At 56.2% G+C, this 12,870-nt stretch carries 11 protein-coding genes; 8 read left to right on the top strand and 3 right to left on the bottom strand.

From position 1 onward, the window contains the following. Positions 1–20 precede the first annotated feature (20 nt). The gene (locus C8N30_RS14390; protein WP_025062097.1) at positions 21–1,022 is read right to left on the bottom strand and encodes a porin; all 1,002 of its coding nucleotides are present in this window, start codon (positions 1,020–1,022) and stop codon (positions 21–23) included. A 59-nt stretch (positions 1,023–1,081) separates the two neighbouring features. Continuing rightward, complete coding sequence (locus C8N30_RS14385; protein WP_025062098.1) at positions 1,082–2,344, bottom strand: imelysin family protein; 1,263 nt, start codon at positions 2,342–2,344, stop codon at positions 1,082–1,084. 433 nt (positions 2,345–2,777) lie between these two features. On the opposite strand from C8N30_RS14385, the gene C8N30_RS14380 reads away from it, so the two are divergent. From C8N30_RS14380 to C8N30_RS14350, 7 genes are read left to right on the top strand one after another with little or no spacing between them, the layout of a single operon-like run. Beyond that, complete coding sequence (locus C8N30_RS14380) at positions 2,778–3,857, top strand: transporter substrate-binding protein (RefSeq protein ID WP_025062099.1); 1,080 nt, start codon at positions 2,778–2,780, stop codon at positions 3,855–3,857. Continuing rightward, complete coding sequence (locus C8N30_RS14375) at positions 3,854–4,453, top strand: ANTAR domain-containing response regulator (RefSeq protein ID WP_025062100.1); 600 nt, start codon at positions 3,854–3,856, stop codon at positions 4,451–4,453. The genes C8N30_RS14380 and C8N30_RS14375 overlap by 4 nt, the downstream gene beginning before the upstream one ends. Next, positions 4,437–5,324 carry an ABC transporter permease gene (locus C8N30_RS14370; protein WP_409373602.1) on the top strand — a complete coding sequence of 296 codons (888 nt, stop codon included), beginning with the start codon at positions 4,437–4,439 and terminating at the stop codon, positions 5,322–5,324. Before C8N30_RS14375 ends, C8N30_RS14370 begins: the two co-directional genes overlap by 17 nt. Then, a complete protein-coding gene (locus C8N30_RS14365) occupies positions 5,324–6,244 on the top strand; it encodes an ABC transporter permease (RefSeq protein ID WP_025062102.1) in 921 nt (306 codons plus the stop codon). Before C8N30_RS14370 ends, C8N30_RS14365 begins: the two co-directional genes overlap by 1 nt. Positions 6,245–6,272: 28 nt before the next feature. Further along, positions 6,273–7,913, top strand: coding sequence for an ABC transporter substrate-binding protein (locus C8N30_RS14360; RefSeq protein ID WP_025062103.1), 1,641 nt, complete (start codon positions 6,273–6,275; stop codon positions 7,911–7,913). After that, positions 7,903–8,850, top strand: coding sequence for an acetamidase/formamidase family protein (locus tag C8N30_RS14355; RefSeq protein ID WP_025062104.1), 948 nt, complete (start codon positions 7,903–7,905; stop codon positions 8,848–8,850). Before C8N30_RS14360 ends, C8N30_RS14355 begins: the two co-directional genes overlap by 11 nt. 2 nt (positions 8,851–8,852) lie before the next feature. After that, positions 8,853–10,631: an ABC transporter ATP-binding protein gene (locus tag C8N30_RS14350; RefSeq protein ID WP_120222901.1), complete on the top strand. Its 1,779-nt coding sequence runs from the start codon at positions 8,853–8,855 to the stop codon at positions 10,629–10,631. A 399-nt stretch (positions 10,632–11,030) separates the two neighbouring features. Here C8N30_RS14350 and C8N30_RS14345 read toward each other — a convergent pair whose 3' ends face one another. Next, positions 11,031–11,693 carry a TetR/AcrR family transcriptional regulator gene (locus C8N30_RS14345; protein WP_025062106.1) on the bottom strand — a complete coding sequence of 221 codons (663 nt, stop codon included), beginning with the start codon at positions 11,691–11,693 and terminating at the stop codon, positions 11,031–11,033. A 178-nt stretch (positions 11,694–11,871) separates the two neighbouring features. Here C8N30_RS14345 and C8N30_RS14340 point away from each other — a divergent pair, with 178 nt between their 5' ends. Further along, positions 11,872–12,870: an HlyD family secretion protein gene (locus C8N30_RS14340; RefSeq protein ID WP_025062107.1), complete on the top strand. Its 999-nt coding sequence runs from the start codon at positions 11,872–11,874 to the stop codon at positions 12,868–12,870.

Raw genomic sequence — 12,870 nt, 5'->3', positions numbered from 1 at the left:
CAGGCAATCATCTCCAAGTCCTAGAAAGAAACAACCGCCGCAAGGCCGACGGCAGTTGATTTGGCACCGCCCACATCAAACCGTGCCAAACCAAAGTTTACGTCAATCGCATCCGTAAGGGAGCGGTCAACACCAACAGCATACATTCTGTCAGTGCTGTCTGCGGCATTAACAAGTGTTGCCGTGGCCGAGAATGTCCACGCATCAAGCGCATAGGCGCCGCCAAGGGTTGTATAGGTGGCATAACCCTGCTCGCCGCCCGCGTTGTCAAAGCGGACCACTTCCCCGATCATGCTCAGACCTGTGCCAAAATCATGAGAAGCGCCCACAGCAACAGCAGTTTCATCTTCCGAGTTGCCGACACCTGCCGTCAGATGGCGCAAGCCGACCCACGCGCTTGTAGCGCCGAATTCCTGCGCAAACTGGAGCGACACATTATCGAACTTGCCAGTATTGGCCAAACCACCATTTGCGACAGAATTCCGCCCACGCTTGTTTCCGACGCTATTGCTTAGCGCAGTATCGTCTACATAGAAGGCCGCAAATGACAGCACACCACTGCTCAGCGGTGTATTAACTGTTACACCGATCATCTCGCTAAGCTCGTAATCTTCGGCAAGCGAGGTGCCATAGAATCCGGGCGCTTCGTCCCACGCTTTGCCGAAAACGGGGCTAATCTTACCCACCGAGACAAGTGTCTCGCCAAAGCCAAAGCGCAAACCGAGCTCACTCACGTAGAGACCCATATCCTCGAAGGCGCGGTTGTCTACTGCGTCGGTAACGGATTCAAGGCTTAGCCCACCGAAGGCCGTGATACGGTCCGTAATTGCCGCCTCAAATGCTACATCTGCGGAGATGTAAGTGTCGGTCACTTCGGCAGTTGGGTCATCTGCCTTCACCGTGCTGTCGATTCCAACCTCGACGCTACCGCCCCAGATAAAACCGGCGTCTTGGGCCATCACTGACGACCCGCCAGCAAGCACGAGGCCATAAAGCCCAGCTGTGAGAAACGATTTTTGCATTTTTTTGTCCTGAATTTAGTGGATTACACCGATCGATACGTTCTTGTCGGCAGATCGATTTATTTGAAAATGGCGTTTGGATCGTCAAGGCTCTCCGAGCCCTGAAACGCGATACCGTCGAGGCCCAAGATGCTTACCACACGTTCAATCGACCGCGTTTGGTCGATTAGCCCGTTTATTCCGCTCATTATCAACGCCTCGCCGCCTTCGTTGCCCCGCTCGAGCATCTGGTCGTAGGCAAAGCCTGATTCGGCGGCGGTCTTGATCTGCGCCAGCGCCCGCATTGTCGTGCCGAGCTTTTCTTGCATTTCAGCATCCAGTGCAGCATCCGCGCTGCTCACCATATCCGACAGCGAGGCCCCCAACACACGGGACCCGTCGATGCGCGTATATTCCCCCAGATAGATATTCTGGACCCCGAGCCCGTCATAAAAGTGGCTGTTGTGGGTGTTGTCGGAGAAACAGTCGTGCTCTTCCTCTGGGTCGTTGAGCATCAGACCAAGGCGCATCCGGTCACACGCCTGTTCGCCGTACGACAACGATCCCATGCCTGTGAGAATCGCAACCAGACCGGCATCACTGTCTGCTGTCAGATCATTGCGCGCAGCGCCGTCCTGCGCCCACTGCGCCACCATCCAGTCCAGATCCGCAACCAGCAGATCCGTCACAGCAACAAGATATTGTCCGCGCCGGTCGCAATTATCATTCGTACATGCATCTGCCGTCGCGTAATCCGTCCATGCGCGATTACCTGCACCCACACCATGACCGTTCAGATCCTGCCCCCAAAGGAGAAACTCGATCGCGTGGTATCCTGTTGCAACATTCGCCTCCACGCCGTCCGCTTCGTGCAGGGTATCCGATAGAAACTGAGGTGTGATTACAGTTGCGTCAATGTCCTTGCCCGAGAGCGTGAATACGGGATTTGCCACGACATTCAGAGCGGCCAGTTCGTTTTCATCCGACGCACCGCCATAGGCCTGATCGACATAATCAATCAGACCCTCGTCCAAAGGCCATGCATTCACCTTGCCTTCCCAGTCATCTACGACCGGATTGCCAAAACGAAACACTTCCGTTTGCTGGTAAGGGACGCGAGCGGCCAGCCATGCAGCACGAGCTTTATTCAGGCTATCGGGCGAAGGCGTAGCGACCAGCGCATTTACTGCTGTCTGCAAGCGTTGTGCCGTTATCAGGCTGTCACCATAAGCTGCGGCCGCAATATCGGCATAGGTCGCCAGAACATCGGTTTTATCTGCGGCCAACGCTGGCAGCGCAAAAGATGAAGCGGCGACAGTCGCCAGAAGAATGGTGCGTTTCACGGTATTTTCCTTTTCGCAAAGCAGGGCTAGTCCAAGAGTAAGGCTTGGCCTGTACCTGAGTGATTCAGTCGGATTAGCCAATCCGACTATTTTCGTCGGATAATAAATCTATTCAGGGAAACGGTCGTCCAAGACCAGATTACCCTTACCGAACAACGCCTTGTGGTGCTGTATCTGCCATATTATCGGAGCTAAAGGTTTGAAGGGCGGGTCAGGCGGTCAGCGAAAACGCACACAGAATAATCACTCATGCGGGCAGGTGGTATTTTTTCCGCTAAACCTGCGATTATGATTTGCGTAATTATCCGTTTTGACACAAATCTTTTACATGGCCTTAAATCAGGTCGTTTTTGGCAATAGCCAAGCAGGCATTCGGGCCTCGACTGGAGCAACATCACGTTGCTGCGTCGGGGCTTTTTTTTATGGGGAAACCATGACCGAGAACTTTGACATTGGCATTTTATACTCCCGGTCTGGGACCTATCAGCTTTTGTCAGAGGCGCTGTTTCGGGGAGCTATGGCTGCCGTCGAGGCTGTCAATACCGACAGCACTATACCCGTGACATTTACGCCTGTTATCCGTGACCCCGAAGGTGATTTGACGAAATACGCGCCCCTGTGTGCCGAGATCCTTGGCACATCCAGTGCCAGACACATCGTCGGATGCGTGACGTCCTCGAGCCGCAAGGAGGTCATCCCCGAACTCGACCGCGCGGGTGCGACGCTTTGGTATAATGTACCCTATGAAGGCTTCGAGACATCCGCCCGCGTTGTATATTCCCATGCGGCGACAAATCAGAACATCCTGCCGATACTGGGCTGGGCCAAGCGGCATTTCGGGATGTCAGCATATCTTGTCGGCTCGAATTACATCTGGGGTTGGGAGACTTGCAGGGTCGCACGGATGCGGCTGGAAGCATCGGGTGGCGCGGTTCTGGGGGAGCGATATCTACCGTTGGGGGATGTCTGGGTCGAAGGTTTGATCCGTGAAATCGAGCGTAGTGAGCCAAAGTTTATCGTGAACTCGTTGGTCGGCGCGTCTTCTTACGCCTTCATAAAAGCCTATGCAGAGTTGGGCCGCCGCAACCCGCGGTTTACTGCTGCAAACTGTCCAATTTTGTCGTGTAACCTAACCGAAGCGGAACTTCCGGCGCTCGGAGATGCGGCGGAAGGTCTTATTTCTGTGGGGCCGTCCTTTTGCACAACGTCCGCGCAGGATGGCCGCGGATCATCACTTGAGAAGACGGCGTATCAATCGGTTCTGACATTGGCGGCGGTACTGGCCCGAGGGGTCGAAGGCCCGTTCGATAGCTATCTGGCCGAAAACGGGGCGCGCTACGGCATCGACCCCGCGACGCAGCATACAACGCTGGATGTCCATATCGCTCAGGTGCGCGGCGGGGCATTTCAAATTTTGCACAGCTGGTCAGACATCGCACCCGACCCCTATCTCACACGCCCCCTGCGCCACCCCCAGTTCGACCAGCCGATACTGACTGTGGTGCGCGCATGAGAACCCAAATCGACATTGCCGGACTTGAGGGCGCGCGGGCTGTTGTCATGCACCCCGAGCACGACCGCCTGAACGTTATGTTGCGCCAGTTACGTGCCATTGGTCTGGAAGTGGAGGTTGCTTGGCCCACCTTGCCCGCTTCTGCGATAACGGCTGATTTCACCCTTTATGATACGGACGCGGGCCATGATGCGCAATTTCCCTGGCAGGCAGGAAATGCGCCGATGCCTATGATCGCTCTTGTGGGATCCGAAGCACCGGGGCGGATCGAATGGGCCTCGAGGATCGGCGCGGATGCGCTGTTGGTCAAACCCCTGGCCGCAAGCGGTGTGTTTGCAGCGCTGTTAATGGCGCGCCAGTCTTTCGAGCGACGCAAGGCCCTATTGGCGGAAATCGATGCGCTGCACGGACGCCTTTCAGCGCGCCAGACCATCGTGCAGGCCGTCTCTCTTCTGGCCAAGAAAACCGGCTCGGAGGAGACGGCATATGACGATCTGCGCAAGCTTGCCATGGCTTGGCAGATGACCATGGAGGACGCTGCCGTCCAGATCGTAAAACACAAAAAAGAAGCGGGGCGGTATCGTGACTGTAGCTGAAACAAATACGCGCCCTGCGCCACAAACTGTTTGGCAGCGGCTCAAGACGCGCAAACTTGCCTTGTTTGGCATGGCGCTCATTTTTCTGACGCTGTTCGGCGCAATTTTCGCGCCTTATCTGACCCCCTACGAGCCTAACAACCAGATGTTTGACGGTTTGTCGTTGCAGGGGGCGCCTATGGCACCGGGTGCGCAGTTCGCGCTTGGTACCGATCTGCTGGGGCGTGATCTGCTTACGCGCATTCTCTATGGTGCGCGCACATCGCTGATCATCGGTCTGGTGGCCAATGGTGTGGCCCTCATTATCGGGACGTTTGTGGGGGTCACTGCCGGCTATTTCGGCGGTATTCTGGGCAGTGTTCTGATGCGGTTTACCGATCTGATGATGGCCTTTCCGGCACTGCTTTTGGCGATTTGTCTGGCTGCGATTTTCCAGCCGTCCCTGTGGATAGTGGCCATGGTCATCGCAACCGTGAACTGGGTGCAGACGGCGCGGGTGCTTTATGCCGAAACCGCCAGCCTGTCGCAGCGCGAATTCATTGCCGCAGAACGTACATTGGGGGCAGGGCATTTGCGCATTCTGTTTCGCCATATCCTCCCGCATCTGACCCCAACGATCATCGTATGGGGCACGCTGGGGATTTCGACCACTGTTCTGCTGGAGGCCACGCTCAGTTTTCTGGGGGTGGGCGTGCAGCCACCAACACCGAGCTGGGGCAACATCATTTTCGAGAACCAGACCTATTTTCAGGCAGCGCCCTGGCTCGTGTTCTTTCCCGGTCTGGCAATTGTCACCCTCGCATTGGCCTTTAATCTTGTGGGGGATGCATTACGCGATGTGCTCGATCCGACCCAGAGGGGACGCGCCTGATGCTTGCTTTCATCGTCAAACGCCTGATCCAGTCAATGCTGATCCTGCTAGGGGTAACGTTTATCACATTTGCGCTACTCTATCTGCTGCCCGCCGATCCCGTGCGCCAGATTGCGGGCCGTTCTGCCACACCCGAGACTGTTGCCAATATTCGCGCACAGCTTGGCCTCGATCAACCATTTGTAGTCCAATACTTGCGGTACCTTGGAAATCTTGTTCAGGGCGACCTTGGCCGTTCTTACTTGCAAAAGACAGAAGTGAGCGCGCTGATTGCATCGCGGTTGCCGGCCTCCTTGTTGCTGATGCTGGGCGCAATCGTGTGCGAGCTTGTACTGGGGATCACCATGGGCGTGATTGCGGCGCTGCGGCGCGGAACCTCGACAGACAATGCACTGATGATGGTCAGCTTTGTCGGTGTGTCGGCGCCCCAATTCGTGGTTGGTCTGCTGATGCTCTACGTCTTTGCGGTTCAACTCCAGTGGTTCCCGATTGGCGGTTACGGCACAATCTCGCATATGGTGCTGCCGTCAGTCACTCTGGGGATACTCGGGGCGGGTTGGTACAGCCGGATGATGCGGTCCTCGATGATTGATGTGCTGCGTCAGGATTTCATTCGCACGGCACGCGCAAAGGGGCTGGGCCGGATGCGCGTGTTGCTGCGCCACGCACTGCCCAATGCAATCCTGCCGATCATCGCAATGATCGGTATTGATGTAGGGATCTTCATGAGTGGCATCGTTGTCGTTGAGTCTGTCTTCGGCTGGCCCGGCATCGGGCAGCTCGCGTGGCAAGCGATCCAGCGCGTCGATATTCCGATCATTATGGGCGTCACGCTGGTCTCAGCATGCGCCATCGTCATTGGCAATTTGGTCGCGGATATCGCGTCCCTTTTTGCCGACCCGCGGATCAAGGTCCGCTAAACTACCAACCCAACAGGAGTAAACCAGAATGAAGAAACTGCTTACAACTTCGGCCCTCGTTGCGGCCCTCGGGCTGCCCCAATTTGCGACTGCCGATGGCCATTCCGGCCTTGATCCCAACGCCAAATCTGGCGGCAACATCACCATTACCTACAAAGATGATGTGGCCACCCTCGATCCTGCGATTGGCTATGACTGGCAGAACTGGTCGATGATCAAATCGCTGTACGACGGCTTGATGGACTACGAGCCCGGAACAACCGAGCTGCGCGCCGGTCTGGCCGAAAGCTATGAAATCTCGGATGACGGGATGGTTTTCACGTTCAAGCTTCGCGAAGGCGTCAAATTCCACAATGGCCGCGTGATGACAGCGGATGATGTGAAATATTCGCTCGACCGTGTGACAAACCCGACAACCCAAAGCCCGGGTGCAGGTTTCTTTGGCTCGATCGCGGGATATGATGCCATCTCCGCTGGCGAAAGCGAGACGCTGTCGGGCGTGAAGGTCATCGACGATCTTACGGTCGAGATTACCCTGTCGCGCCCCGATGCGACATTCCTCCACGTCATGGGTTTGAACTTTGCTTCAGTGGTCGCGAAAGAAGCAGTTGAGGAAGCCGGGGCAGACTTTGGCAAGACGGCGATGGGCACCGGCGCGTTCAAACTTGCGGATTGGACCATTGGTCAAAAGCTGGTTTTCGAGAAGAACGCCGACTACTGGCGCGCAGGTCTGCCCTATCTGGACAGTGTAACTTTCGAAGTTGGGCAGGAGCCGATTGTTGCCTTGCTGCGTCTACAAAATGGCGAGGTCGATGTGCCGGGTGACGGTATTCCACCAGCCAAGTTTCAGGAAGTCATGAGCGACCCGGCGCAGGCTGCGCGCGTGATCGAAGGCGGTCAGCTGCATACCGGCTATATCACCCTGAACGTCAAAATGCCGCCCTTCGACAACGTCGATGTGCGCAAGGCGGTCAACATGGCCATCAACAAAGAGCGTATCACCCAAGTAATCAATGGCCGTGCTGTCCCCGCCAACCAGCCGCTGCCGCCGTCGATGCCGGGCTACACCGAAGGCTATGAAGGATACGCCTACGACCCTGATGCTGCTATGGAGTTGCTGGCAAACGCCGGTTTCGCGGACGGTTTCGAGACAGAGCTTTTCGTGATGAACACTGACCCTAACCCGCGCATTGCACAGGCAATCCAACAGGATCTGGCCAAGATCGGCATCAAGGCGTCGATCCAGTCGCTTGCTCAGGCCAGTGTCATCGCCGCAGGTGGTGAAGAAGATCAAGCGCCGATGATCTGGTCCGGCGGCATGGCATGGATTGCTGATTTTCCTGATGCGTCAAACTTTTATGGCCCGATTCTAGGGTGTGACGGTGCGGTTCAGGGCGGTTGGAACTGGTCGTGGTACTGTAACTCAGAGGCTGATGCGATGGCCGTTGAGGCAGACAGCATGACAGACCCTGCGAAGGTGGAAGAGCGTTTGCAGATGTGGTCGGACGTTTACATGAAAGTCATGGAAGACGCGCCATGGGTGCCTGTGTTCAACGAGCAGCGCTACACCATGAAGTCAGAGCGTATGGGGGGCGACGACAAGCTCTATGTCGATCCGGTCTCGATCCCTGTGAACTATGACTATGTCTGGGTTAACGATGTGCAATAAATGCCCTAACTACACGATCCACGGCGCAAGCCACCATTTTGGCTGGGACAACTCGTTTGTCCCGGCCATCACGGTAGCACCGGGCGAAACCATAGAGTTCAAATGCCATGACAGCTCAGCGGGTCAGCTGACCCCTGACAGTACCGTGGCAGATGTGGCGACACTCGATTTCGGTAAGATCAATCCGGTGTCCGGGCCCGTCTATGTCGAAGGGGCAGAGCCCGGCGATGCGCTAAAGATTACGATCGAAGGGTTTGCGCCTTCCGGCTTTGGCTGGACTGCGAATATCCCCGGTTTCGGGTTGTTGTCGGATCAATTCACGGATCCCGCCCTCACCATCTGGAAATACGATCCTGATACACTGGCACCTGCCTTGTTCGGCAAGAACGGGCGCGTCCCTCTCAAGCCGTTTGCAGGTACCATTGGCTGCGCGTTAGCCGAGCCGGGGCTGCATTCAATCGTGCCGCCGCGCCGTGTGGGCGGGAACCTCGACATCCGCGATCTGGCGGCAGGCACAACGCTGTACCTGCCAGTTGAAGTAACAGGCGCGCTGTTTTCCATCGGAGATACCCATGCTGCCCAAGGTGACGGCGAAGTCTGCGGTACAGCCATCGAAAGCCCGATGGACGCCACGGTGACGCTTGATCTTGTTAAGGATGCGCAGCTGAAAATGCCGCGCTTCACGACACCGGGTCCGGTGACCAACCATTTGGATGCCAAGGGTTATGAGGTCACAACCGGTATTGGTCCCGACCTGATGAGTGGCGCCCGCGAGGCCGTGAGCCAGATGGTTGATCTGCTGTGCAAAACCCAAGGGTTGGCGGCGGAAGAGGCTTATATGCTGGTCTCGACCTGTGGAGATCTGCGCATCTCCGAGATCGTGGATATGCCCAACTGGGTTGTATCGTTCTACTTCCCGCGGTGCGTGTTCGAATGAGCATGCAGCACCAGACAACATCGGTGGCCCCTGTGGCCACCGATGACCAGCCCCTAGTCCTATCCGTGCGTAACCTAGATATTTCGGTGCGGACACAGACCGGTATCGTGCCGCTGGTTCAGAATCTCAGCTTTGATTTGAAACGTGGCGAGACATTGGCGATTGCGGGCGAAAGCGGATCTGGAAAATCGTTAACTTCGCTTGCGATTATGGGATTGTTGCCGCCGCCTGCCGTGCATGTTGCTGGTGGCGAAATTCTGTTCGGCGGGCACGATCTGACAAAGATCTCTGAGACCCGCCTGCAGCGCCTGCGCGGTGACCGGATCGCAATGATATTTCAGGAACCGATGACGGCGCTGAATCCGGTCATGCGGATCGGTGATCAGCTGACCGAGGCGATACGCGCCCATGAGCCGATGCCGGCCCGCGCAGCACGCACCCGCGCTCTTGAGGCTCTAAAAGCCGTTCGCCTAACCGAGCCTGAACGCAGGTTGAAACAATACCCCCATGAATTATCGGGCGGTATGCGCCAGCGTGTGGTGATCGCAATTGCTATTGCCCTGCGTCCTGATGTGATGATCGCAGACGAGCCAACAACAGCGCTGGATGTGACTGTGCAGCGCGAGGTGCTCGACCTGCTGCGTGATCTGGCGACAGACTTGGGGATGGCGCTGATCCTGATCACCCATGACATGGGCGTAGTCGCGCAGATGGCTGACCGCGTACTGGTGATGCAGAAAGGCCGCTGCGTCGAGGAGGCACCGGTGCGCAGTTTGTTCAACGCACCACAGCAGCCCTACACGCAACAGCTTTTGTCCAGTGTGCCGCGTATGGGGCAGGGACGCCCAAGTACGGTCGACACCGCCAGCCGCCCGCTGGTTTCGGTGAGGGACTTGCGCGTTACTTACGATTTGCGCGGCGGAATCTTTGACCGTGTCCAAGCCCGTGTATACGCGGTAGAGAAAATAAACTTCGACATCTTCCACGGCGAGACATTTGCCGTGGTAGGCGAAAGTGGCTGCGGAAAATCTACAGTAGCACGTGCGTTGACGGGGCTTGTTCCGCATCAGGGTGTCATCACGTTCGAAGGCAGGCCGGTAATGCGGGACCGCAGCGCCCAGCTTGCCAATACTCGCGTGATGCAAATGGTCTTTCAGGATCCGATGGCAGCCCTCAATGGCCGTATGACTGTCGGGGATCTGGTGCGCGAGCCCTTAGTTATCCACGGTGTCGGCACCGCCAAAAGCCGCACCGCCCGCGCGGCGGAATTATTCGAGCGGGTCGGGCTAGGGGCAGACGCACTTGACCGCTACCCGCATGAGTTTTCAGGCGGCCAACGCCAGCGTATCTGTATTGCCCGCGCCCTCGCGCTCAATCCCAAACTGATCATCGCGGACGAGAGCGTCTCGGCGCTCGACGTGTCGGTGCAGGCGACCGTTCTGGACCTTCTACAAGAGTTGAAGGCAGAGTTCGGCATGTCCTATCTGTTTATTTCGCATGATATGGCTGTGGTCGAAAATTTCGCAGACCGCGTCGCAGTCATGTATCTTGGACAGATCGTCGAAATCGGATCAAGTGCCCAGGTTTTTGGCAATCCGCAGCACTCCTACACCCGAAAACTTATCACAGCCGCACCGTTCCCTGACCCGGACCGGCCCATCCCCCCGCGCGACATTTCCACAGCCGAACTCAAAAGCCCAATTTTGCCAATCGGTCAGTCTCCGGCTGTAGTCAGCTATAAGTCTCTGGGAGAGGGGCATCTTGTGGCTGAAGCCGAATAGAACCTGACTACTAAAAACACCTAAGCCAAAGATCAGACACAAGAGCAGAATATAACGTGTCTAGGAAAAAGCGGGGATGCCGTTTCAGGCCCACTCGGGAGAACGGAGGAAGCTTCTAAACCCTAAATCATCGAAGCCAAAGGTGAAGGGGAAGGGGTGCAAAACGCCGCATCTAAACAAGAGTTTTAGGGAAATTGCGCGGTTAGCGCCTTCTGGCGCGAAAAATTGTCTGTCATTTTAAAAATTGTCTGTCATTTTACGGTGGGCAAAGACCGTGCGCACATCCTGCAGAGTCTCACTTCACCGTGCAAACCCCGGATCATGCCTGCAGGGTAAATCCGCTGGGGGTAGGGGGAACTCATGCTCAACCCGATTGCTGCACCAAGGCCGGTTGGCAACCTAACCATTCGCCGCTTGTGTATTCCGCATCGCCCTCAGCGCAAAGTTCGTACATGTATCGGACCAAGCTGAAATCGCAGCGGCCGTGCCGTCATAAGCGGGGTCAAGAACGGCTTCCCTTTGTGCGCCGTTTATCATGCTGCGCAGCAGCGAAGCCGCTTCATAAAGGTCTCTTTCCTGAAGCGTTGTGCAGTCAGAGAAAATCACGACGAAGCGGCGATCAAATGCATCGGCGACAGTCTTTATGGACGACAGGTAGTTTTCGCGGAACTCCGGAAATTGTGATTGCTCTGCGAATACCGCTCGGGCATTCAAAACGCCCGCGTTACTGAGAACCAGATCGGCGTAGGCACGAGACAGGGCGAAGAGAGCGCCTTCAACGCTGGTAGCATCTGAAGACGTATCGAGATGTGCAATACCTGTCTCTAGAGCATTATCAGCGACCAGTCGGAACAAGCTCGCCTTGTTTGAAACTGTTTTGTAGATCGTTCTGGTCGACATGCCCGCCCTACGGGCAACCGCTTCGATACTTGTTCCGGCGTACCCTTCGCTAAGGAACACGTCGGCCGCTGCCGTGAGCAATAGCGCACGCGTTTCTTGCTCCGTGCGCACAGTGGGACGGCCACGAGACCGCTTTTCTTTGGTCATTTTCTGTTCTGTCATTGGCGCTCCTCTCTCACTTTATAAAAACTGAAATTTTCACAAATCAAGAGCTAAGCGCAAGGCCTTTTCCCATGTGGATCACGTCGTCATGACTGATGGTTTTCAATATTGACAGGAAGATGCTATTGATTTAAAAAAACCTGTATTTTCCCAATATCACCGACGTCAAGGATATCCAATGAAACTGAATAAATCCGCGGTTGTCTCAGTGGTCGCCGTTGCTGCGGTGGCAGGTTATCTGGTTTGGACACTGAGCCAACCCGCGACATACCTTGTGCAAGGCGAAGTAGAAGCGACGCGCATCGATTTGTCAGCGATGATCTCGGCGCGCGTTTCTGAAACGCCCGTCAGCGTCGGGGACCGTGTCGCAGCCAAAGATGTTGTTGTACGGATGCAAAGCGCGACACTGGATGCACAACTTGCCGCTGCACGCGCAGCGTTGGATGTTGCCCGGGCCAACCGCGACCTTACTTACTCCACCCGTCCTGAAACGATCGCCGCCGCTGAGGCCCAGTTAGAATCGGCGCGTTCAGGTGTGACGCTGGCCCAAAGCAACTTCGACCGGGTTAGCCAGTTGCAAGGCGATGCTGTTGTATCGCAGGCATCGCTGGATCAGGCGGCCAACAACCTGACTGCTGCCATTCAATCCCAAGCAGCAGCGCAGGCCAGCCTTGATCAGTCGCGCAACGGCGCAAGCCCTGAGCAAAAGGCCGTGTCTGATGCCCAGGTAAAGCAAGCCGAAGCATCTGTTTCACAGACGAAAGCCAGCGTAGATGAAATGATCGTAGTGTCTCCCATCGACGGTGAGGTTACGACACGTACAGCAGAATTGGGCAAATTGTTCAGTGCAGGTGCGCCATTAATTTCCGTTGTGGATGTGGACCACGCTTGGTTCACGTTTAACCTGCGCGAAGATCTATTGGAGGGGCTGAAGGTTGGTCAGCCCCTAAAAGCGCGTATTCCTGCTTTAGGCGATGGTTCAGGGCAGATTGACGCGGTGATTACATCAATCAATGTCCAAGGCAGTTATGCCAACTGGCGCGCGACCAAAGCGACGGGGGACTTTGATCTGCGAACGTTTTCTGTGCGAGCCGACCCTGTTGCAGCAGTCGCGGGATTGCGTCCCGGAATGAGCGTTTTGGTGGATTGGCCCGCGACAGTGCGCAGCGGTCAATGA

This window comes from Sulfitobacter guttiformis (genome assembly GCF_003610455.1).
GTDB classification, from domain to species: Bacteria; Pseudomonadota; Alphaproteobacteria; order Rhodobacterales; family Rhodobacteraceae; genus Sulfitobacter; species Sulfitobacter guttiformis.
Note: the sequence above shows the minus strand (reverse complement) of the source record. Positions and strands in the feature narration are given on the sequence as shown.

What these genes read in the sequence shown, in the direction of transcription:
- C8N30_RS14365 (WP_025062102.1), top strand. Translation starts at nt 5,324, where the DNA reads ATGCTTGCTTTCATCGTCAAACGCCTGATCCAGTCAATGCTGATCCTG.
- C8N30_RS14360 (WP_025062103.1), top strand. Translation starts at nt 6,273, where the DNA reads ATGAAGAAACTGCTTACAACTTCGGCCCTCGTTGCGGCCCTCGGGCTG.
- C8N30_RS14345 (WP_025062106.1), bottom strand. Translation starts at nt 11,693, where the DNA reads ATGACAGAACAGAAAATGACCAAAGAAAAGCGGTCTCGTGGCCGTCCC.
- C8N30_RS14350 (WP_120222901.1), top strand. Translation starts at nt 8,853, where the DNA reads ATGCAGCACCAGACAACATCGGTGGCCCCTGTGGCCACCGATGACCAG.
- C8N30_RS14340 (WP_025062107.1), top strand. Translation starts at nt 11,872, where the DNA reads ATGAAACTGAATAAATCCGCGGTTGTCTCAGTGGTCGCCGTTGCTGCG.
- C8N30_RS14390 (WP_025062097.1), bottom strand. Translation starts at nt 1,022, where the DNA reads ATGCAAAAATCGTTTCTCACAGCTGGGCTTTATGGCCTCGTGCTTGCT.
- C8N30_RS14375 (WP_025062100.1), top strand. Translation starts at nt 3,854, where the DNA reads ATGAGAACCCAAATCGACATTGCCGGACTTGAGGGCGCGCGGGCTGTT.
- C8N30_RS14355 (WP_025062104.1), top strand. Translation starts at nt 7,903, where the DNA reads ATGTGCAATAAATGCCCTAACTACACGATCCACGGCGCAAGCCACCAT.
- C8N30_RS14380 (WP_025062099.1), top strand. Translation starts at nt 2,778, where the DNA reads ATGACCGAGAACTTTGACATTGGCATTTTATACTCCCGGTCTGGGACC.